Raw genomic sequence first — 21,533 nt, 5'->3', positions numbered from 1 at the left:
AGCCTCTCAATACCCGATCTGGTCGAGCAGTTGGTCAATGGCCTCCAGCGATCGCTCGATTTGCCGGATGTCATCCTCCAGACGCGTCCTGGCGCCCTCGTCCGTCTCCGTCTCGTATTCTTGTCGTACGAACGCGAGGTCTTCGGAGAACCCGTCACGCCTTCTCCGCCACAGCTCCAGCTGCGCGACCTGGTCTTTCGTCGCCGGGCCCTTGATCGTTGCCAGGCCGGTGTTCATGTCCAGCTTCACCTGGTCCGGATGTGGCAACGGCGGCGGCAAATCCGTGATGCCCAGTTTTTCGCGCCGGCGCAGTTCCGTTTCCCATTCGACCTTGTACTCGACCGCGGTTCTGAACCATTCATCCGCAAGCGCCTTGTTCTGGCGCTCGGTCGTCGACAGCATCTCGGCGAACAGCCGCTGTGCGCGATGCTGACCCTTGGCCGCGTTGACAGCAAGGGCGCGCATGACGGCCTGCGCCATCGGCACGCTCACGTTGCGATCGCCATCCCGCACGGTGATCTCGCGATAGGCCTCATCCAGGACGATCTCCTTCAGCCGTTCCTCGTTGAGCCGCGGCCGCTTGTTCTTCGCGCCTTTCGGGCGACCCTTCGGGTTGCCCGACCGTCCAGGCCTGAACCGGGACGACTCCGGCGGCTTGCCATAGCCGACCTCGTACCGGGCCCCCGGTTTTGCAGCCGGCAGCTTCTTTCCGTCCCGGCTCATTCCGCGGCCTCCAGCCCGGCAGTGGACAGGTTCCAGCCGCAGACCAGCTGCTCCGCCTCATCCTTTGCCCAGGCCTCCCAGCGGGCGAGGATGCGGTCGCAATAGACGGGATCGAGTTCGCAGAGAAAGCCCCGTCGCCCGGTCTTGGCCGCCGCGATCAATGTCGAGCCCGATCCGCCGAAGATGTCGAGCACGATGTCCCCGCGCCCCGACACGTCCCGGATCGCATCGGCGATCATCTGCACCGGCTTCACCGTCGGATGCAGCGCCAGTTCCTCCATGCGCCCGGCGCGCATCGTGTTGACCCCGCGATACTGCCAGACATTGGTGCGATAGCGCCCGTGCTGGCCCAGTTCGAAGGTGTTGACATGCGGTTCCGCGCCTTTCTTGAAGGCGAAGATCAGCTCGTGGCGCGAGCGGTAGAAAGTCCCCATGCCGCCGTTGTCCTTGGCCCAGACGATCAGGTTCTTCAGCGCGTCATAGACAGCATGTCCCGCCGCCAGCATCTCGCCCATGTGGCGCCAGTCCATGCAGAGGAAGTGGATCGACCCGTCCAGGCTGTGATCGGCCAGGTTGCGAAAGGCGCACTCAAGGAAGCTTGTGAACTCGGTCCGGCTCATCTCGCCCGCGGCCATCGCGAATTCGCGATGCTGCGTCTTGCCGGAATTGCCCACATGCCCGTCGATCGGCACGTTGTAGGGCGGGTCCGAGAACACCATCCGCGCCGCTTCACCTTCCATCAACGCCCCGATCACGCCCGAATCCAGCGCATCGCCACAGACCAGACGGTGAGGTCCCAAATGCCAGATGTCCCCGGGATTCACCCGCCGCGGCGCAAGTTCGGCGCCCGCCTCGTCATCGGGATCATCCGGTTCCTCCGGTTCGACCATCTCCAGCAGGCTGTCGATCTCCGGGATCGAGAAGCCGGTCACGCCGATGTCGAAATCGAGATCGGCCGTCAGCAGCGCGCCCAGCTCCGCCGCCAGCAGGTCCTCGTCCCAGCCCGCGTTCAGCGCCAGCTTGTTGTCCGCCAGCACATAGGCCCGCTTCTCGGCCTCGCTCATGTGATCCAGCCGCAGGCACGGAACATCCGGCAATCCCAGCAGCCGCGCCGCCGCCACCCGACCATGGCCGGCCAGGATCACGCGCTTCTCGTCGATCAGCACCGGATTTGTGAACCCGAATGCCTCGATGCTGTCGGCAATCTGTCGGATCTGCTTCTTCGAATGGGTCCGAGCATTGTTTGCCCAGGGTGTCAGATCGCCGATGGCAATCTGCGTGATCTTTGCGTGGGGCATCTGCTGCCTCCTCTTGTTGGTACGGCCCGCCGCGGGAATCGCCCCGTCGGCCCTCTCCGTTCGATTTATCTTACGACTGGCATTTCGTCAACTACAGGCGTATAATGGCGTTCGGCAAGGCAGACGGGAGACCAACATGGAAATCGGTGAGAAGCTGTTCAGCCTGCGGCAGAAAACAGGTGAGTCCCTGCAGCAGGTGGCCGACAAGGTCGGCGTCTCCAAGGCGCATGTCTGGGAATTGGAGAAAGGTCGCAGCCGCAACCCATCATTCGATCTGGTGCGCAAACTGGCAGAGCATTACAGGGTTGGGATCGACGTGCTGACAGGCGATGCGCCAGAGCCAAGCTCAGACGATCTGCAGATCGAGCGCATGCATCGCGGTCTGGAAAAGCTCTCAGAGCGTGATCGCGCCATTGTCGAACAGATGATTGAAAGCATGAAGATGAACCGGTCGGGCCACCCCTGACAGATGCAGTTGGACCGGATCGAGCTGGCGGATATCCACGCGCCCAAACGCCTCGCCCGCGCAGTGCATGATCAGATCGGCACGCTGAACTCTCCGGTCATGATCCCAGGGCCCGTGCCGGTCATGGAGATCGCCCGGGCATTGGATATCGCCGAGGTGCGGATTGGCGGCTTCGACGGTTTTGAAGGCATGCTGTTGACAGATGTGGTACGCAGTTGCGGGGCCATTCTGGCCAACAACAAGCATGGTGATCGGCGCGCCCGGTTCACCATCGCGCATGAACTCGGGCATTTTTTGCTCGAACGGCACGTACCAACGGATCCGAAGGGCTTTGCCTGCAAGGTTGCCGACCTGCGAGAAACCCGCACCGGTCAATGGCATCGCCGGCAGGAATCCGAGGCCAATACCTTTGCCATCGAACTGCTGGCGCCACCTGCCCTGTTCGATCGCTACCTGTCCGATGCTCCCGATATCAAGGATGCGCTGCAGGCACGCGATGGTCTGGATCTCAGCCTGGAAGCCTGCCTGCGCCGGATGCTCGAACGGCGGGATGAACCCCTGGCGCTGGTCTTCTCTCACGAAGGCCGGGTGCGATATGTGATCCGGGACAACGGTTTGCCATATTTGCCACTGAACAAGGGCGACCCGATTCCAAGCGCAACGCCTGCTTCCATCAAGATCAGACAAGGCCGTGTCGGTATCTCCGAACCAGGCCCGAACGTTGCTCGTGCCTGGTTCGACAAGGCAGACTTCGACTTGCACGAACAGACCCGGCTTGCCGACAACGGGCACGCCGTCACCCTGCTCTGGTCCGACCTGCCGGTCGAGGCGGAGGACGACGACGGCGCCCCGCCGGAATTGGGCGTTCCCCGCTTCCGATAGACAATCCCGCCCTTCCCTGTTCCCGTCGGCAGTTTCCCTGATAAGGGCGTGTCAATTCCCTGTTGCCACATTCGAAATTCCCTGTTCCGACAAGAACAGGGAACGCCCCGCAACCCATTGAATTCTTTACTGTCATCAGAGCGCAGACTCCCAGAACCACAGGACTCGAGATCAAAAGCAACCGATTTCCCTGTAGATTCCCTGTAAACCGGCAATCCACCGCCATAGCGAACCCCGAAATATCGGCCACTGAGACTTTCCGGATTACTACCGCCAGATCGTGCCAGTTCAACAGCCTCAAGCCGCGGCGCGGCCCGACAACCCCCGGAAATTGCGGCGTAATATTGGATCAGATAACGCTGTTGAAATGAGACCGGTATGGCTGGCGGGGAGACAGGGATTCGAACCCTGGGGACGCTCTCACGTCCAACGGTTTTCAAGACCGCCGCATTCGACCACTCTGCCACCTCCCCGGTGTCGCGTGGTGATCGCGTTCTAGGACAAGCTTGAAGCCTCTGCAAGTGACACCGGGTGCAAATAGAACGCCGCTCGGCCCAATCCGTGCGGTCTCTAGGCGGGAACGTATTTGGGTTCCGATCAGGGACCAATAATCTCGCGGATATATCGTTTGGCACCCTGCTGCAGACTTTCCATGCCATGCCAGTCGGGCTATGATCGCATCAAAAGGACAATGCACGCCCAGGTGGAATGACCGGACAACCGGCAACAGGGTGCTGCTTTCGCCCGCACACAGGCAAGGAATGGGTTATGATCCGAACGGCATTTGGCAGCAGGCGCGCGCTTGGCCTGACCGGGGCGGCGCTTGCGATACTTGCGTTGACGGGCTGTGACGACAGCCCCGCGTTTCTGAAATCGGTGGATGCTGCGGCGGCCTCGGGCGACGCCGCCACCAATAGTACCAAACTGGTCGAACAGGATGTCGAGGCACCAGAGGTCTTCGAGGCCACCGAGGCCGCTCTGTGGGACGGGCGACCGTCTCTGGGCGGTGTCTGGGTGGCGCATCCGGATGTCACCGATCCGCAGCGGGTCCTGATCCGTAACACCGCCAACAACAAGGAAGTGATCGGGGCCTTGTTCCGCCGCGAGCGGGATATTCCCGGCCCGCGCATTCAGGCATCGTCGGACGCCGCCGAGGCGCTTGCCATGCTGGCTGGCGCACCTGTCCAGTTGTCGGTTACAGCCCTTGTCCGCACAGAGGCCGCCCCCGAACCTGAAACCCAGGACAGCGCCCCGGAATCTTCCACCGGCACCGAGACCGTTGCTGTCGCAACGGCGGGCATCGAAGCCGCCACGCCAACGGATTCGCCCGAAGCCGAACCGGTACTTTCGGCAGACCCCAAACCGAAAAAGGGTTTCCGCTGGCCCTGGTCCAAACCGGATCCCGTGCCCGTTGCCGCCGCGACTGCTATGGTCGCCGCCCCTGCCGCGATCGTGTCCGAACCGCTGGTCCAACAGACCCCGCCTCTGAACAAACCCTATATCCAGATCGGCATTTTCAGCGTTGAGGAAAATGCCGACCGCGCCGCCACACAGATGCGCGCGGCCGGTCTGACACCAACCGTCTACGAGCAATCCTCGGATGACAAAAAATTCTGGCGCGTTGTGGTCGGCCCCGCCCAAACCACGGCGCAACGCTCGGCCCTGCTGAAATCGGTCGAAGGCACCGGATTTTCCGACGCCTATTTCGTAACCAACTGACCTGGGAGACTATCCCGTGACACCTGCATTTCGCCATTTTGTTTCGGCCCTGTTTCTGGGGCTGTTGCCGCTGTCTGCGGCTGCCTTCGACACCTCGGCCAAGGCAGCCTTTGTGATCGATCAGGGCACCGGCACGGTACTGCTGTCCAAGAACGCGGACGATCCGCTGCCGCCCGCCTCGATGTCCAAGCTGATGACGCTGTACATGCTGTTTGATGCGCTGCAGGACGGGCGGGTCAGCCTGGGCGAACAATTTTCCGTATCGACCCGCGCCAAGAACATGGGCGGCTCGACGATGTTTCTGAATGAGCTGGACCGCCCCACCGCAGACGAGCTGATCCAGGGCATCATCGTCTCCTCGGGCAATGACGCCACCGTGGTCGTGGCCGAGGGCCTGGCCGGCTCGGAAGAAGCCTTTGCCCAGCAAATGACCGAGATGGCCAAGCAACTGGGAATGAAAAATTCGACCTTCGCCAATGCGTCGGGCTGGCCACATCCCTACCAGCGGATGAGCGTGCACGATCTGGGCATTCTCGCCATGCATCTGATCGAGGATTTCCCTGAATTTTATCAGTATTTCAGCCAGAAGGAATTCAACTACAAGGATCGCTCGCCCGCGAACCGCTTTAATCGCAATCCGCTGTTGGGATTGGGCATCGGGGCTGACGGGCTCAAGACCGGCCACACCGAAGAGGCCGGGTATGGTCTGGTTGGTTCGGCGAAACAGGGCGACCGGCGGGTGATCTTTGTGCTGTCGGGCCTGCCCAGCCAGACCGCCCGCACAGAGGAGGCTCAGGCCGTCGTTGGCTGGTCGTTTCGTCACTTTGTCGAAAAGACCGTCGCCTCGGCAGACACGCCCGTCGCCCAGGCCCAGGTCTGGATGGGAGAACAACAATCGGTAGGGCTGGTGCCGCCCAACGATCTGAAACTGCTGCTGCCGGCGTTGAACGACACCTCGGTCGCCGCCGAGGTTGTCTATCAGGGTCCGCTGCGGGCGCCTATCACCAAGGGCGATCCGTTGGCCGAACTGGTGCTCAAGCCCGAAGGGTTGCCGGAAATCCGCCATCCGCTGGTTGCGGCTCAGGACGTGCCAAGCGGCGGTTTCGTGGTCAAGGTCAAGACCGCCGCCGAACAGCTGATGACTCGTTTGATCGACGGCCCTTCGGAGGCGATGTGACCGCTACGCCCGCTGGTCGGGGCCTTTTCCTCAGCTTTGAAGGCATCGATGGATCCGGAAAATCCACCCAGGCGCGGCTATTGGCCGAGACTTTGCGCGCCTCCGGACACGAGGTGGTGCTGACCCGCGAGCCCGGCGGCTCGCCGGGGGCCGAGGAAATCCGCCGACTGGTGTTGCAAGGCGACCCAGACCGCTGGTCGGCCGAGACCGAATTGCTGCTGTTCACGGCAGCGCGCCGCGATCATATGGAACGCACCATCCGACCCGCCCTGTCTGCCGGCAAGGTGGTGATTTGCGATCGGTTCGCAGACAGCACCCGGATGTATCAGGGCCTGTCGCGCGGCGATCTGCGCGGCATCGTGGACTGCCTGCACACATTGATGATCGGGCTTGAACCGGACCTGACCCTGCTGATCGACATGGATCCCGACACCGGTCTGACCCGGGCCCGGGGCCGGCAGGGCGACGAGGAACGGTTCGAGGATTTCGGCCCCGACCTGCAAAAAAAGATGCGTGCGGGTTTTCTGGCGCTGGCACAGGAATATCGCGCGCGATTTCGGGTGATCGACGGGAATCGCCCAGTTGACGCCGTTGCCGCCGATGTCCGCATGACCGCCCTGCGGATGCTCGCATGAGCACCGACCATCTCCCCGCCGATCAGGCCCCCGGCGCGCCACATCCGCGCGAAACCGCGCGGTTGTTTGGTCAGGACGCCGCACAGGATGACTTTCTGCGGGCCTTTACCTCGGATCGGCTGCATCACGGCTGGCTGCTGACAGGTCCGCGCGGGGTCGGCAAGGCCACGCTGGCCTGGCGCATCGCCCGGTTTCTGCTGGCCACCCCCCCACCGCAAAACGACGGGATGTCCGGCGCACCGCTCGGCCCAACGACACTGGACATCGATCCGGATCATCCGGTTGCGCACCGCGTGCAGGCCGGTGCCGATCCGGGCCTGGCCACCATCACCCGCACCGTGAATGACAAAACCGACCGGATGCGCGAAGAAATCGTCGTGGACGACATCCGCCGCCTGAACCGCTTTTTCGGCCTGTCTGCGACCGACGGTGGACGACGCGTCGTGATCGTGGATGCGGCGGACGAAATGAACACTTCTGCGGCCAACGCGCTGCTGAAAATGCTCGAGGAGCCGCCCGCGCGCACCACGCTGTTGCTGATCAGCCACCAACCCTCGCGCCTGTTACCGACGATCCGTTCACGCTGCCGCACTCTGCGGCTGGCTCCACTGAACAGTGCCCACATGCAGGCCGCTCTGGCCCAGACCGGGGTCGTGTTGCCCGACACTCAGCAACAGACCGAATATCTGGCGGCGCTGGCCGCCGGTTCCGTGGGTGCGGCATTGCGGCTGATCAATCAGGGGGGGTTGCAGATCTATGCCGAACTCATTGCCATACTCGAGTCGCTTCCCCGGCTGGACCGCCGCCGCGCGCTGGCCCTGGCCGAGGCCGCCGCGCAAAAGGGCGCATCGGACAAGTTCGAACTGCTGCTGAACCTGATCGACATTGTCATGGCCCGGCTGGCGCGCACCGGCGCCACCGGCAGCCCCCCTCACCCCGAAGCCGCATCTGGCGAATCCCGGACACTGGCCCGTCTGGCCGCAAATCCGGCCATGGGCCGCGCCTGGGCTGAAATCGCAGGCGACATAACGGCCCGGACCCGACACGGCAAGGCGGTCAACCTTGACCCCGCCTCGCTTGTCCTAGATACGGTTTTCAAAATGCAGGAAACCGCGGCGGGCTGATCCCGTCACCCGAAGGCCATGACCGAAACACCCCAGATCACCGACAGCCACTGCCACCTCGATTTCCCCGATTTCGAGGGTCAGCTGGACACCATCATCGCCAATGCCGCGCAGGCGGGTGTCACCCGTATGGTCACCATCTGCACCCGGCTGCGCCAGGAGCCCACCGTGCGCGCCATCGCCGAGGCCTACGCGCCGGTGTTCTATGCCGCCGGCACCCACCCGATGAGCGCCGCCCAAGAGCCCATGGCTACGGTGGACCAGTTGACCGCGCTGGCGCAGCATCCGAAATTTGTCGGCATCGGCGAGACCGGATTGGATTACCACTATACCGCCGACAGTGCGCAGATCCAAAAGGACAGTCTGCGCATCCACATCGCTGCGGCCCGCGACACCGGCCTGCCCCTGATCATCCATGCCCGCGCAGCGGATGACGACATGGCCCGCATCCTGACCGAAGAATACCGCAACGGTGCCTATAGCTGCGTCATGCACTGTTTCTCTTCTTCCGCCGACCTGGCCCGCGCAGCGCTGGATCTGGGCTTTTACCTGTCCATGTCCGGCATCGCCGCGTTTCCCAAAAGCCAGGATCTGCGCGACATCTTTGCCGCTGCTCCTATGGACCGTATCCTGGTGGAGACCGACGCGCCCTATCTGGCCCCCCCGCCCTACCGCGGCAAGCGCAACGAACCCGCCTATACCGCCCATACCGCCCGCAAAGGGGCCGAGGTGTTCGGGCTGGACTATGACGATTTCGCCGCGCGGACACAGGCCAATTTCGACCGGCTGTTCCACAAGGCCGCCCAGTTCAGGGCCGCCGCCTGATGGGTGAAATGCGCTTTACGATTCTGGGCTGCGGCTCGTCGGGTGGTGTGCCACGTCTGGGTGGACACTGGGGCGACTGTGACCCTGAAAACCCGAAAAACACCCGCCGACGCTGTTCGATGCTGGTGGAACGCGACGGACCCGGCGGCACCACCAGCGTGTTGATCGATACCTCGCCCGACCTGCGCAGCCAGTTGCTGGGCACCGGCACCGGGCGGTTGGACGGGGTTGTCTATACCCATGGCCACGCCGACCACGTTCACGGCATCGACGATCTGCGCATGATCGTGTTCAACATGCGCAGCCGCGTGCCGGTCTGGGCCGATGGCGACACCCAGAACGATCTGATCAGCAAATTCGGATATGCTTTCGTGCAACCCAAAGGGTCGCCTTATCCGCCGATCCTGACCCTGAACACCATCGACGGGCCGTTTGAAATCGACGGCCCCGGTGGGGTGATCCCGTTCCGCCCCTTTCGGGTGGGGCATGGCTCGATTGATGCGCTGGGGTTTCGCATCGGCGGACTGGCCTATCTGCCCGATGTGGCTGAAATCTATGATGACGCCTGGGAAGCGCTGACCGATCTGGACTGCTGGATCGTCGACGCCCTGCGAAGAACGCCGCACCCGACCCATGCGCACCTGGCCCGCACCCTTGAATGGATCGAGCGGGTTCAACCCAAACAGGCCGTGCTGACCAACATGCATATCGACATGGATTATGACACGGTTTCAGCGGAAACCGCCGATAACGTCATTGCCGCCTATGACGGCCTGACCCTGCGATACCCGGCGTGAGACGCCCCGCGTCCCTGCCGCCAAGCCTATCCGCCTTCCGCGACCGCGACACATGTTCCAGACCCTGATCAACGTCGTCCTGCCGGTCTTTCTGGTGATCGGCACCGGCTATGTCACGACGCGCGTGCGCTATTTCAGCCAGTCCCAAATCGACGCGCTGATGCGTTTTGCGCAGTCCTTTGCCATCCCTTGCCTGCTGTTTCGCGCCATCGCCAATCTCGACATGTCGCTGGGGTTCGACCCCGCGCTGCTGTTCAGCTTTTATGCCGGTGCCGGTCTGTGCTTTGCCCTTGGCATCCTGGGCGCGCGACTGCTGTTTTCGCGCGATTGGGAGGACAGTATCGCCATCGGATTCTGCTGCCTGTTTTCCAACTCGGTGCTGTTGGGGCTGGTGATTACCGAACGCGCATACGGGCCGGACAACCTGGTCGGGAACTACGCCATCATCGCCTTTCATTCGCCGTTCTGCTATGCGCTTGGCATCACCGCGATGGAGATTGTGCGCAACCGCGGCAATGGCGGCCTGCGCACCGCGCGTGCCACCCTGTCGGCAATGTTTCGCAACGTGCTTATCCTGGCGATCATGCTGGGCTTCATCGCCAACCTTTCGGGCCTGACAATCCCGACGGTGGTCGATGACGCGCTGGCCCTGATCATTCGCGCCGCCCTGCCCTGTGCGCTGTTTGCACTGGGGGGCGTGCTGGTCCAGTACCGTCCCGAAGGCGATCTGCGCACCATCGCTTTCGTCTGTGCAATCGCGCTGCTGGTGCATCCTGCCCTTGTCTGGAGCTTTGGCACCGCCCTTTCCTTGCAACAGGACCTGTTCCGCTCGGCGGTTCTGAACGCGGCGATGGCACCCGGAATCAACGCCTATATCTTTGCCAATATGTACGGCCGAGCCAAACGCGTGGCCGCGTCGTCGGTGCTGATGGCCACCGGTCTTTCCATCCTGACCGTCTGGATGTGGCTGACTTTCCTGGGATGACGCTCTCCGACCCTGGAGTGGCGTTTTGCCCTTGCCCGCGGTCCCGGTAACGCCCTTGCCATCGCACCCGACAGCACCTAGTTTGCCGACGTCTTTCAAATACATTTTCCTGACATGAAACCCAAGATCCTGACGACGCTCCCGCGGTATTCCCGGGACCTCTTTATCGCCGATCTGATCGCAGGCATCACCGTCGCCATGGTGGCCCTGCCGCTCAGCCTGGCGATTGCCATCGCTTCGGGCGCGAACCCGGCCAAAGGCCTGGTGACCGCCATCGTGGCGGGGCTTCTGATTTCGTTGCTCGGAGGCAGCCGGGTGCAGATCGGCGGGCCCACCGGCGCATTCATCGTCGTCGTCTTCGGCGTCATCGCCGAGCATGGCTATGACGGTCTGGTGCTCGCGACTTTCATGGCCGGACTCATCCTGTTGACCGCCGGCTGGCTGCGGGCCGGTCGCCTGATCGCATTGGTGCCCGAGGCGGTGATCAACGGGTTCACCATCGGGATCGCCGTCATCATCGCCACCAGCCAGCTGAACGATCTCTTCGGCTTTGACACCGCCGCAGTGCCCGCCGAATTCTTTGCCAAACTCGAAACCCTCTGGGCGGCCCGCGCCTCGCTCAACCCCGCCGCCTGTGCCATCGGTGTGACCTCGATTGCGCTGATCGTTCTGCTGCGCCGTCTGGCCCCGCGATTTCCGGGCCTGATCGTGGCGGTCGCCGGCACCTCCTGCGCGGTGGCGGTGTTGGCGCTGCCGGTCGATACCATCGCGTCGCGGTTCGGTGACCTGCCCCGCACCCTGACGCTGCCCCCGTTTCCCGAGATCAGCATCGCGCGTCTGCAGGAACTTCTGCCCTCGGCCTTCGTCATCGCCTTTCTCGCCGGTGTCGAATCCCTGTTGTCGGCGATCGTCGCCGACCGAATGATCGGGGGTGCGCACCGCCCCAATGCCGAACTGATCGCACAAGGAGCAGCCAATATCGGCTCGTCCCTGTTTGGCGGATTGCCCGCCACCGGCGCAATCGCCCGCACGGCGACCAACATCCGCGCCGGAGGCAAGACCCCGGTCGCGGGCCTGATCCACGCCCTGACCATCCTTCTGGTCATGCTGCTCGCCGCGCCTCTGGCCGGATACCTTGCCATGCCCGCGTTGGCCGGGCTGCTGATCGTCACCGCCTGGAACATGAGCGAGCCGCACAAATGGGGCGGTTACATGCAGCAGCGCCGCTCGGACCTGTTCCTGTTGGTTCTGACCCTGGTGCTGACCGTGGTTGCGGATTTGACGGTTGCCATCGGCATCGGCGTGGCGCTTGGTTTGGCCCTGCGGTTGCGTCGCCGCGATGTGCCGCCGTCGGACTGGTCCGCGCCAGACCGCTAGGGAACGACAAGGGACGGCTCGAACCGGGGTGGCGTCAGACCGGCCTGAAACCAGCGTAAAAAACTGACAATCGAATAAACAGGCACCCCCGTGGCCGCCGCGATGTCGCCCGCGTAGGGGCCCATATTGGTGCATTCCAGCACGATGGCTCCCAAATCGGGATGCGCCGCCTGCAGCGCCAGCGCCGCGGCGACATTGTCCCGCCGCGCCAGCTCCACATCCAGCTTTCGCGCATTGCCCAGAATCGCTCGGGTGAATTCCGCACCGCCCTCGGTCGAGCCGACCGGCGTTCCCGGCGGCACACCCGCCGCCGCCAGATGGGCCCCGGTCAGAGATCTGGCCGAAATCGTCAGAATACCCGCCCGCCGCTGCGCCGGAAGCAAACGGTTGACCATAGCCACCTGCATCAACGATGAGGTCACAACCGGCACCGGGACCGCCGCTGCCAACGCGTCCTGAAACAGCGTCAGGAACCCGCAACTGGTGGTAATCCCCCAAGCCCCCTCTTGCACCAGCGCAAGGGCGGCGTCGATAAACGGCTCCAGCAACCCATGCGCCCCCTGCCGCACCACACGCTCGGGCGAGGCATCGTTCACCACACGATACAGCACCGGGAACGGCCATGTGGCAGGGTGGCCGATATCGCCGGGAATGCGCGGAAACCGCGTCTTGAGCATGAGAACCCCCACCGCTGCCTGCCCGCCTGTTTCGCCCGATGTTGCGTTCATCGCTTGCCTTTCCCTCGGTTTGGGGCTGACATGCAGCCGATCATACTCTGAAGTGCCCGAGGCCCCGCCCCGCGGATCAAACCGCAAAACACTGCCGGGATTTCGCAGACTTCAGCGCACTGTAACCGGGAAGCGAGACGTGACGAAACAGGCGACAAGCACATTGGTCATTGGCGCGGGGATCGTGGGCGTTTCCGCCGCCCTCTGGCTGCAACGGGCCGGGCACAGCGTCACTTTGCTGGACCGGATCGGGCCGGCGGGGGGCACCTCGCATGGCAACGCCGGGGTGTTGGCGTCCGGGGCCGTGGTGCCGGTGACGGTGCCCGGCCTGTTGACCAAGGCCCCCCGGATGCTGCTGGACCCCGACCAGCCCCTGTTCCTGAAATGGGGCTACCTGCCGCGCCTGACACCTTTCCTGGCCAAATACCTCAAGAACGGTCGCGAGGCACAGGTCCAGCGCGCCTCGCATGCGCTGACGGAACTGTTGCATGACAGCCCAGAGCAGCATCTGGCGCTGGCCCGCGACACACCCGCTGCGGCATATGTCAAACCCGGCAGCTATCTGTTCGGCTATACGGACAAGGCCGCCTTTGAGGCCGATGCCTATGGCTGGAACATACGGCGTCAGCGCGGATACGCCTATCACGAGCTGACCGCCCAACAGATGCAGGATCACGATCCGGCGCTGGCTGGCCGGTTCGGATATGGCGTGGATTGCCCCGGCCACGGGCAGATCACCGATCCTGGCGCCTATGTTGCCGCCCTTGCCGATCACTTCGTTGCCAATGGCGGCACCTTGCAGATCGGCGAACTGATGGATTTCGATCTGGGCGATGGCGCGGCCGTCGCCGCGATCACCGACACCGGGCGGATCGCAGCCGACAGCTATGTGCTGACCACCGGCGCATGGAGCGGCCCGCTGGCCCGGAAACTGGGCATCGCTGTGCCGCTGGAATCCGAACGCGGCTATCACATCGAATTCGTGAATCCGTCGATCACGTTCAGATCGCCGGTGATGGTGGCGGCGGGCAAGTTCGTGGCCACGTCGATGAACGGTCGGCTGCGGTGTGCCGGCATTGTCGAATTCGGCGGGCTTTCCAATCCTCCTTCCCGCGCGCCCTTCGATCTGCTGAAACGCCAGGTCGCGCGGTTGTTTCCAGACCTGACCTGTGACGATACTGTGGAATGGATGGGCCACCGCCCGGCAACCTCGGATTCGATTCCGGTGATCGGCGCGACCCCGGGCGCGGCGAATGTCTTTGTCGGCTATGGTCATCACCATATCGGGCTGACGGGGGGGCCAAAAACCGGCCGCTGGCTGGCGCAGATGATATCCGGGCAACCGGTCAATACCGATCTTTCGGCCTTTTCACCGGACCGAGAGGCATAAAAAACGACACAACTAAAAACGACACAACAGAGAGGGCGACCGATGAAACTGACCAACATGATGGGCGCAACCGCCGCCGCACTGACCTTTGCCGCCACCGTACAGGCAGAAAGCTGGGACATGCCGATGGCCTATTCAGCCACCAACTTTCACTCGGAGATGGGTGTCGTCTTTGCCGACAAGGTGCGCGATTACACCGGCGGCGAGATCGACATCACCGTGCATCCGGGCGGATCCCTGTTCAAGGGTGGCGAAATCAAGCGTGCCGTCCAGACCGGGCAAGTGCCGATCGGCGAACGGCTGATGTCCAGCCACGCCAATGAAACCCCGCTGCTGGGGTGGGACAACGTACCCTTTCTGGCGACATCCTTTGCGGATAACGAAAAGCTGTGGCAGGCCGCCAAGGGTCCGGTGAACGAGGCACTGGCAGAACAGAACCTGGTGACGCTCTATTCCTGCCCCTGGCCGGGCCAGGGTTTCTATTTCAACAAAGAGGTGAACTCGTCCGCCGACACGCAGGGCCTCAAGTTCCGCAGCTACAATACCGCCACCGCCGCCTTTGCCGACGCGCTGGGAATGATTCCGGTGCAGGTCGAAGCCGCCGAACTGTCGCAGGCGCTGGCCACCGGCGTGGCCGAAGCCTTCATCTCGTCCGGCTCGACCGGCTATGACCGCAAGGTGTGGGAGCATCTAGACCATTATTACAAGGTCAACGCCTGGCTGCCGCGCAACTATGTGATGGTCAACAAACAGTCGTGGGAGGCGCTGGACGCCGACACCCAGGCCGCGGTGCAAAAGGCCGCCGACGAAACCGGAGCGGCCTGTCTGGCCAAAGCCGAGGAGCTGTCGGACTGGTATTTCCAGCAGCTCGCGGAAAACGGCATGAAGGTCGTGGATGCGGGCCCTGAATTTCTGGCCGAGCTGCAGGCCATCGGTGCCGCTATGCAGGCCGAATGGCTCGAGGCGGCCGGAACACAGGGTCAGGCGATCATCGACGCCTATCAGGCCAACTGATCCCCCTTGTTCCGCGGCCCGGCATCACCTGCCGGGCCGCTGTTTTCTGGCAAGGAGGAAAAGATGCGAGATTGGCCTGACCTAATGGGGCTGCCACTGTGGGGCTGGCTGTTTGTGTTGCCCATGGTGCTGGTCCTGCTCTGTGCATGGCGTCCGGCATCGCTACGCCGTCTGCTGACGCCGGTCTGGGCGGTTCTGGACCGGCTCTATCTGCTGGGCGGGGGCCTGTCCGCCGTATTCATGGTGCTGATTCTGGTGATCATCGTGTTTCAGATGATCGCCCGCTGGAGCGGCCTGCCCTTTCCCGGCTCGACCGAATTCGCCGGATATGCCATGGCCGCAACCTCGTTCTTTGCACTGGCCTATGCGCTGAATCGCGGCTCGCATATCCGGGTATCGATCTTTCTGAATCTCAATCCCTTCACCCATCGCTGGCTGGATTTCTTCGCCACCCTGACCGCCGCGATCGTCGCCACCTATTTCGCGCGCTACGCGGTCAGGACCAACATCTTTTCCAAGCTTCTGAACGACCGCACCCAAGGTCAGGACATGGTGCCCGAAGGGCTGTTGTCGGCCCTTGCCATGTTTGTCACCCCGCCCGGCCAATGGGGCGCCCTCTGGGCCGAAACCGGCAGCGACTGGGTGTTCACCCCGATCTGGGTGCCGCAATTGCCGATGTCCATCGGCACCATCCTGCTGGCCGTCGCGCTGTGGGACAACCTGACCCGCATGGCGGCCACCGGCATCAGCCGCATCCGGTCGGAGGCCGTGGAATGAGCGAAATCTACACAACCATCATCTTTCTCTTCGTGCTCTTCGCATTGCTGGGCAGTTCGGTCTGGATCGGTCTGGCGCTGATGGGCGTGGCCTGGGTCGGGATGGAGCTGTTCACCTCGCGCCCGGCAGGCGACGCCATGCTGACCACGATCTGGAGCAGTTCGTCCAGCTGGACCCTGACCGCGCTGCCGCTGTTCATCTGGATGGGCGAGATCCTGTATCGGACCCGTCTGTCCCAAGACATGTTCCGCGGTCTCGCGCCCTGGATGCGCAGCCTGCCCGGAGGGCTGTTGCACACCAATATCGCCGGCTGCACGATCTTTGCCGCGGTCTCCGGATCCTCGGCCGCGACCCTGACCACCGTGGGCAAGATGTCGATCCCGGAATTGCGCGCACGCGGTTATCCCGAATACATGATCATCGGCACGCTGGCCGGGGCGGCGACACTGGGGCTGATGATTCCGCCGTCGCTGACCCTGATCGTCTACGGCGTGTCGATCAACGAAAGCATCACCAAGCTGTTTATGGCCGGGATCATTCCGGGGCTGGTGCTGGCGGGACTGTTCACCACCTATATCGTGGGCTGGCATTTCCTGCGCCCCAACGAACATGCCCGGCCCGAACCCCGCCTCGGCCTGCTCCAGATGCTGGCCGAAAGCCGCTTTCTGATCCCGGTCCTGCTGTTGGTGTCGCTGGTGATCGGCTCGATGTATTTCGGCTGGGCCACCGCCACCGAAGCGGCAGCCGTCGGGGTGCTGGGGGCACTGATCCTGGCCGGGGCACAGGGTTCACTGTCCTGGGCCACTTTTCGCGAAAGCCTGATGGGGGCGACGGCTACCTCCGCGATGATCGCACTGATCCTGATGGGCGCTGCGTTTCTGTCGCTCGCCATGGGGTTCACCGGCCTGCCGCGCGCACTTGCCGCCTGGATCGACCAGATGAACCTGTCCCCTATCGTGCTGATCGTGGCGCTGACCCTGTTTTACATTGTGCTGGGCATGTTTCTGGACGGGATTTCGTCGGTGGTACTGACCATGGCCATCGTCGAGCCGATGATCCGTCAGGCCGGGATCGACGTGATCTGGTTCGGTATCTTCATCGTCGTTGTGGTCGAAATGGCCCAGGTCACCCCGCCAATCGGCTTTAACCTGTTCGTGCTGCAAGGCATGACCAATCACGAAATCTCGTACATCGCCAAGACCGCGATCCCGATGGTGCTGTTGATGGTGGTGATGGTGATCATCCTGATCATCTGGCCCGAACTTGCCACCTGGCTGCCCAACACTATCCGCGCCGCGCCAGGCTAATCCCCGATGCACCGGTTTCACCCGCTGAGCCTGGCCGCAACCCATGCCCGCGCGGTGCTGGTGGCGGGGCTGATCATCGGCATCGCCCTGCCCGACCTGGCGCGATTTCTGGCCGGTTGGATCCCCGAGATGGTCATGGCTCTGTTGTTTCTGGGAGCCTTGCGGCTGTCGCCCGCCGACCTTCGCCCACTGGGAACGGACCTGCCCGGCGCTCTGGCCCGCGTGCTGGCTCTGCAGCTGGCCCTGCCGCTTGCCCTGCTGACGGTTGCCTATGTCACCGGAACGCAAAGCGCCTTGCCGATCCTCGCATTGGTGCTTCTGGCTTGCGCGCCGCCCATCGTCAGCAGTCCCAACATCGCCGCGATCATGGGGCTCAGCGCACCGGTGGCGATGCAACATATGGTGATCGGCAGCGTGCTGTTGCCGCTGACAGCTCTGCCGCTGTTCTGGCTGATGCCAGCCCTGGGCTCGGCGGATGCGGTGCTGGCCGCTGTGCTGCGCCTGCTGGTCGCCATTGCGCTGGCCGGCGGCGGCGCAATCCTGTTGCGCCATCTGCTGCCGGTCCCCGGCCCGCGCACCCTGCGGCATCTGGACGGGCTGTCGGTGCTGGCGCTGGCGGTCTTTGTCATCGGCCTGATGCCGTCGGTCTCCTCGGCGATCACCCAGGATACAGCCGGTTTCGCCTATTGGCTGGCCATCGCCTTTGCCGCCAATTTCGGCACCCAGGCCGTTGCCCTGTGCCTGTCCCGCCACCGCGCCGCACCGCACGTTGCCGGAGCGCGGGCGCTGGTGGCCGGAAACCGCAATATCTCGTTGTTCTTCGTCGCACTGCCGCCCGATATCACCGCGCCAATGTTGGTGTTTCTCGGCTGCTATCAACTGCCAATGCTGCTGACACCCGTGCTGCTGCACAGGCTTTACACGCGCTAGCCAGGGAAAGGAGGATGGTGGGTGATGAGAGACTCGAACTCCCGACATCTTCGGTGTAAACGAAGCGCTCTACCAACTGAGCTAATCACCCGTGCCCATATCTGTGATCGTGCGTTTACGAAAAGCCGGTGCCCGGCGCAAGCCCTTATGACAGCATCCGGCTGATACCGTCGCGAATATGGTAAACGACACCCTGTCCGCCGCCCAACGTCTCAAACGCCTCGGTTGGCAATCCCTGCGCCACGCAGCGCATCACCCGCGAGGTGATTCCATGGGTCACGATGACGCTTGGGCCTGACAGCGCAGACAGAAACGCAGCGGCGCGACTCTCAAGCTTCAGCAGGCCCTCGCCCCCCGGGACATGGTCATACCAGCCCAGCCCGTCGGTTTCGAACAGATCCGGCGCGCCGGCGGCAATGTCATCGCGCAACTGCCCGGCCCATTGCCCCAGTCCGATCTCGCGCAAACGCTCGTCCTGTCGGATCGTCCCCGCCCGACCCTGCGCCGCAATCCGCGCGGTTTCCCAGGCCCGACCCTGCGGGCTGGAATACCAGTCCCAACCGCCGGTGCCAAAATCCCGCAGAATGGCGGCCTGGCGCTGTGCCTGTTCCCGCCCCAGCGGTGTCAGGGGCGAATCCAGCGCGCCCTGAAGACGACCCTCGCGATTCCACTGGGTTTCGCCGTGGCGCAGAATCAGGAATTCGGGAAAAGACATCGCGTGCCCCGGTCGGTTCTGGGCAAAAAGGGCGGACCACGTCGGTCCGCCCCCATCGCTTTACGTCGGATCAGTGCGCTGTCGCACCGGCCCCATCGTCGGGCTTGGCCAGCGCCGCCTTGGCTGCGGCCGCCTCTTCAGCGGCTTCGTCCCATTCGATCGGCTCGGGCGCCCGCACCAGCGCATGTTTCAGCACTTCGGACACGTGCTTGACCGGAATGATCTGCATCCCATCCTTCACGTTGTCGGGAATATCGGCCAGATCCTTTTCGTTCTCTTCCGGGATCAGCACGGTCTTGATGCCGCCCCGCAACGCCGCCAGCAGTTTTTCTTTCAGGCCGCCAATCGGCATCGCGTTGCCGCGCAGACTGACCTCGCCGGTCATGGCGATGTCCTTCTTGACCGGGATCCGGGTCAGCACCGACACGATCGACGTCACCATCGCCAGGCCGGCGCTGGGGCCGTCCTTGGGCGTGGCGCCGTCGGGCACGTGAACGTGGATATCCAACGTGTCGAATTTGGGCGGCTTGACCCCGATCTGCGGACTGATCGAGCGGACATAGGAACTGGCCGCGTCAATGCTTTCCTTCATCACGTCACCCAGTTTTCCGGTGGTCTTCATCCGGCCCTTGCCCGGCAGCCGCAGCGCTTCGATCGGCAGCAATTCACCCCCGACGCTGGTATAGGCCAGCCCGGTCACGACCCCGATCTGATCTTCCTGCTCGGCCAGACCATAGCGGTATTTGGGCACGCCCAAAAAGTCGCTCAGATTCTCCGGCGTCACGACAACGCTTTCGGCTTCGGACTTGATGATCCGGGTCAGGCTCTTGCGGGCCACCTTGGCGATTTCGCGCTCAAGGTTCCGCACCCCTGCCTCGCGGGTATAGGTGCGGATGATTTCGGTCAGCGCTGCATCGGTCAGTTCGAACTCCTTGGCCTTCAGCCCGTGGTTCTTGATCTGTTTTCCGATCAGATGCTGCTTGGCGATTTCGCGCTTTTCGTCCTCGGTATAGCCAGCCAGCGGGATGATCTCCATCCGGTCCAGCAGTGGGCCCGGCATGTTATAGCTGTTGGAGGTGGTCAGGAACATCACGTTGGACAGGTCATATTCAACCTCAAGATAGTGATCCATGAACGTGTTGTTCTGTTCCGGATCCAGCACCTCCAGCATCGCAGATGCCGGATCGCCCCGGAAATCCTGACCCATCTTGTCAATTTCATCCAACAGGATCAGCGGATTGGTGGTCTTGGCCTTTTTCAGCGCCTGGATGATCTTGCCCGGCATCGACCCGATATAGGTCCGGCGATGGCCGCGAATCTCGCTCTCGTCGCGCACACCACCCAGAGAAATGCGGATAAATTCCCGCCCGGTGGCGCGTGCCACCGATTTGCCAAGGCTGGTCTTGCCGACGCCCGGAGGGCCGACCAGACACATGATCGGACCCTTCATCTTCTTGCTGCGCTGCTGCACGGCAAGGTACTCGACAATCCTCTCCTTGACCTTTTCCAGGCCATAATGATCGTCGTCCAGAACCTTCTGCGCCTTGCCGAGGTCTTTTTTGACGCGCGACTTGGTGCCCCACGGGATCGACAGCATCCAGTCCAGATAATTGCGCACGACAGTCGCCTCGGCGCTCATCGGGCTCATGTTCTTGAGCTTCTTGATCTCGGCGTTCGCCTTCTCGCGGGCTTCCTTGCTCAGCTTGGTTTCGGCAATCTTCGCTTCCAGCTCGGCAATCTCGCCTTCGCCCTCTTCGCCATCGCCCAGTTCCTTCTGAATGGCCTTCATCTGCTCATTCAGATAATATTCGCGCTGGGTCTTCTCCATCTGGCTCTTGACGCGGGTCTTGATCTTTTTCTCGACCTGCATCACCGACAACTCGCCCTGCATCAGCCCATAGACCTTTTCAAGCCGCTCGCTGATGCTGAGCGTCTCCAAAAGATCCTGCTTCTGCGCCACTTCGATGCCCAGATGCCCAGCCACCAGATCGGCCAGCTTGGCCGGTTCGGTGCTTTCGCCCACCGCGGCCAGCGCCTCTTCGGGGATGTTCTTACGCACTTTGGCATAGCGCTCGAATTCGCTTCCAACCGTGCGCACCAACGCCTCGGTCGTGGTCACATCGCCCGGCATCTCGGTCAGATACTCGGCGCGGGCCTCAAAAAAGCTGTCGTTTTCCAGGAATTCGGTAATGCGCACACGTGCCTGGCCCTCGACCAGCACCTTGACGGTGCCATCGGGCAATTTCAGCAATTGCAGCACATTCGCCAGAACACCGGCCTTATAGATACCATCGGCTTCGGGGTCGTCCTCGGCGGGGTCAATCTGACTGGACAGCAGGATCTGCTTGTCATCGGCCATCACCTCTTCCAGCGCACGCACCGATTTCTCGCGGCCCACAAACAGCGGCACGATCATGTGCGGGAACACCACGATATCGCGCAGCGGCAGCACCGGGTAAGAGGAATTCAGGGGTTCTTGCATGCTCTATCCTTATCGTTGGCAAGACGGCGCTGGTCCCGCTTTGCGGCAACCCCCGGCCATCTCCGGTCTTCGGAACAGTAAAGTGGGGCGCTAACCTCGGGTTTTCAAGCGCGCCCTGCCGTCTGGCGGACAGAATGACCGCGCGGCAAGGTGACCGCAACCGGCCAAATGCCGCAAAACGA

At 62.9% G+C, this 21,533-nt stretch carries 20 protein-coding genes and 2 tRNA genes; 15 read left to right on the top strand and 7 right to left on the bottom strand.

What is annotated here, in order from left to right; genetic code table 11:
• Positions 1-6: 6 nt before the first annotated feature.
• Positions 7-723, bottom strand: a complete 717-nt coding sequence (locus tag NANH_RS27345) for a DUF5681 domain-containing protein (protein ID WP_051372215.1) — start codon at positions 721-723, stop codon at positions 7-9.
• Positions 720-2,021 carry a site-specific DNA-methyltransferase gene (locus tag NANH_RS0103020; RefSeq protein ID WP_027260715.1) on the bottom strand — a complete coding sequence of 434 codons (1,302 nt, stop codon included), beginning with the start codon at positions 2,019-2,021 and terminating at the stop codon, positions 720-722. The genes NANH_RS27345 and NANH_RS0103020 overlap by 4 nt, the downstream gene beginning before the upstream one ends.
• Positions 2,022-2,157: 136 nt before the next feature.
• Between NANH_RS0103020 and NANH_RS0103015 the strand changes: the two genes are divergently transcribed.
• Positions 2,158-2,487 (top strand): helix-turn-helix domain-containing protein, encoded by a 330-nt coding sequence (locus NANH_RS0103015; RefSeq protein WP_027260714.1) that lies wholly within the window; start codon positions 2,158-2,160, stop codon positions 2,485-2,487.
• Between the two features lie 9 nt (positions 2,488-2,496).
• Positions 2,497-3,369 carry an ImmA/IrrE family metallo-endopeptidase gene (locus NANH_RS0103010; RefSeq protein ID WP_161631357.1) on the top strand — a complete coding sequence of 291 codons (873 nt, stop codon included), beginning with the start codon at positions 2,497-2,499 and terminating at the stop codon, positions 3,367-3,369.
• Between the two features lie 383 nt (positions 3,370-3,752).
• Here the strand turns inward: NANH_RS0103010 and NANH_RS0103005 are convergent.
• Positions 3,753-3,842 (bottom strand) — tRNA-Ser (locus tag NANH_RS0103005).
• Positions 3,843-4,137: 295 nt separating this feature from the next.
• Here NANH_RS0103005 and NANH_RS0103000 point away from each other — a divergent pair.
• The 8 genes from NANH_RS0103000 to NANH_RS0102965 all read left to right on the top strand — a co-directional run bounded on the left by NANH_RS0103000 (position 4,138) and on the right by NANH_RS0102965 (position 12,008).
• The gene (locus NANH_RS0103000; protein ID WP_027260712.1) at positions 4,138-5,088 is read left to right on the top strand and encodes an SPOR domain-containing protein; all 951 of its coding nucleotides are present in this window, start codon (positions 4,138-4,140) and stop codon (positions 5,086-5,088) included.
• A 16-nt stretch (positions 5,089-5,104) separates the two neighbouring features.
• A complete protein-coding gene (locus NANH_RS0102995) occupies positions 5,105-6,265 on the top strand; it encodes a D-alanyl-D-alanine carboxypeptidase family protein (protein ID WP_027260711.1) in 1,161 nt (386 codons plus the stop codon).
• Positions 6,262-6,900 (top strand): dTMP kinase, encoded by a 639-nt coding sequence (gene tmk / locus NANH_RS0102990; RefSeq protein ID WP_027260710.1) that lies wholly within the window; start codon positions 6,262-6,264, stop codon positions 6,898-6,900. The genes NANH_RS0102995 and tmk overlap by 4 nt, the downstream gene beginning before the upstream one ends.
• Positions 6,897-8,024, top strand: a complete 1,128-nt coding sequence (locus NANH_RS0102985; protein WP_027260709.1) for a DNA polymerase III subunit delta' — start codon at positions 6,897-6,899, stop codon at positions 8,022-8,024. The genes tmk and NANH_RS0102985 overlap by 4 nt, the downstream gene beginning before the upstream one ends.
• Positions 8,025-8,042: 18 nt before the next feature.
• The gene (locus tag NANH_RS0102980) at positions 8,043-8,849 is read left to right on the top strand and encodes a TatD family hydrolase (protein ID WP_027260708.1); all 807 of its coding nucleotides are present in this window, start codon (positions 8,043-8,045) and stop codon (positions 8,847-8,849) included.
• Positions 8,849-9,646 carry an MBL fold metallo-hydrolase gene (locus NANH_RS0102975; protein ID WP_027260707.1) on the top strand — a complete coding sequence of 266 codons (798 nt, stop codon included), beginning with the start codon at positions 8,849-8,851 and terminating at the stop codon, positions 9,644-9,646. Before NANH_RS0102980 ends, NANH_RS0102975 begins: the two co-directional genes overlap by 1 nt.
• 52 nt (positions 9,647-9,698) lie before the next feature.
• A complete protein-coding gene (locus NANH_RS0102970) occupies positions 9,699-10,631 on the top strand; it encodes an AEC family transporter (protein WP_027260706.1) in 933 nt (310 codons plus the stop codon).
• Between the two features lie 114 nt (positions 10,632-10,745).
• Positions 10,746-12,008, top strand: coding sequence for a SulP family inorganic anion transporter (locus tag NANH_RS0102965; RefSeq protein WP_027260705.1), 1,263 nt, complete (start codon positions 10,746-10,748; stop codon positions 12,006-12,008).
• Here the strand turns inward: NANH_RS0102965 and NANH_RS0102960 are convergent.
• Positions 12,005-12,736, bottom strand: a complete 732-nt coding sequence (locus NANH_RS0102960; protein ID WP_027260704.1) for an aspartate/glutamate racemase family protein — start codon at positions 12,734-12,736, stop codon at positions 12,005-12,007. The two genes, NANH_RS0102965 and NANH_RS0102960, sit on opposite strands and share 4 nt — an antisense overlap.
• A gap of 139 nt (positions 12,737-12,875) precedes the next feature.
• Here NANH_RS0102960 and NANH_RS0102955 point away from each other — a divergent pair, with 139 nt between their 5' ends.
• The 5 genes from NANH_RS0102955 (at position 12,876) to NANH_RS0102935 (ending at position 18,154) form a co-directional block, all read left to right on the top strand.
• Entirely contained in the window at positions 12,876-14,126 is a 1,251-nt protein-coding gene (locus tag NANH_RS0102955; protein WP_027260703.1) for an NAD(P)/FAD-dependent oxidoreductase, read from the top strand.
• A 42-nt stretch (positions 14,127-14,168) separates the two neighbouring features.
• A complete protein-coding gene (locus NANH_RS0102950) occupies positions 14,169-15,140 on the top strand; it encodes a TRAP transporter substrate-binding protein (RefSeq protein WP_027260702.1) in 972 nt (323 codons plus the stop codon).
• A gap of 63 nt (positions 15,141-15,203) precedes the next feature.
• Positions 15,204-15,917 carry a TRAP transporter small permease gene (locus tag NANH_RS0102945; RefSeq protein WP_027260701.1) on the top strand — a complete coding sequence of 238 codons (714 nt, stop codon included), beginning with the start codon at positions 15,204-15,206 and terminating at the stop codon, positions 15,915-15,917.
• A complete protein-coding gene (locus NANH_RS0102940; protein WP_027260700.1) occupies positions 15,914-17,224 on the top strand; it encodes a TRAP transporter large permease in 1,311 nt (436 codons plus the stop codon). Before NANH_RS0102945 ends, NANH_RS0102940 begins: the two co-directional genes overlap by 4 nt.
• A gap of 6 nt (positions 17,225-17,230) precedes the next feature.
• Positions 17,231-18,154 (top strand): hypothetical protein, encoded by a 924-nt coding sequence (locus NANH_RS0102935; protein WP_027260699.1) that lies wholly within the window; start codon positions 17,231-17,233, stop codon positions 18,152-18,154.
• 15 nt (positions 18,155-18,169) lie between these two features.
• Here the strand turns inward: NANH_RS0102935 and NANH_RS0102930 are convergent.
• The 3 genes from NANH_RS0102930 to lon all read right to left on the bottom strand — a co-directional run bounded on the left by NANH_RS0102930 (position 18,170) and on the right by lon (position 21,351).
• Positions 18,170-18,245, bottom strand: a tRNA-Val gene (locus tag NANH_RS0102930).
• 54 nt (positions 18,246-18,299) lie between these two features.
• Positions 18,300-18,869, bottom strand: coding sequence for a histidine phosphatase family protein (locus NANH_RS0102925; RefSeq protein WP_027260698.1), 570 nt, complete (start codon positions 18,867-18,869; stop codon positions 18,300-18,302).
• 70 nt (positions 18,870-18,939) lie between these two features.
• Complete coding sequence (gene lon / locus NANH_RS0102920; RefSeq protein ID WP_027260697.1) at positions 18,940-21,351, bottom strand: endopeptidase La; 2,412 nt, start codon at positions 21,349-21,351, stop codon at positions 18,940-18,942.
• Positions 21,352-21,533 lie beyond the last annotated feature (182 nt).

Source organism: Sedimentitalea nanhaiensis DSM 24252 (assembly GCF_000473225.1).
Classification (GTDB): domain Bacteria; phylum Pseudomonadota; class Alphaproteobacteria; order Rhodobacterales; family Rhodobacteraceae; genus Sedimentitalea; species Sedimentitalea nanhaiensis.
The sequence above is the reverse complement of the archived record's forward strand: the minus strand, read 5'-3'. Positions and strand labels throughout refer to the sequence as shown.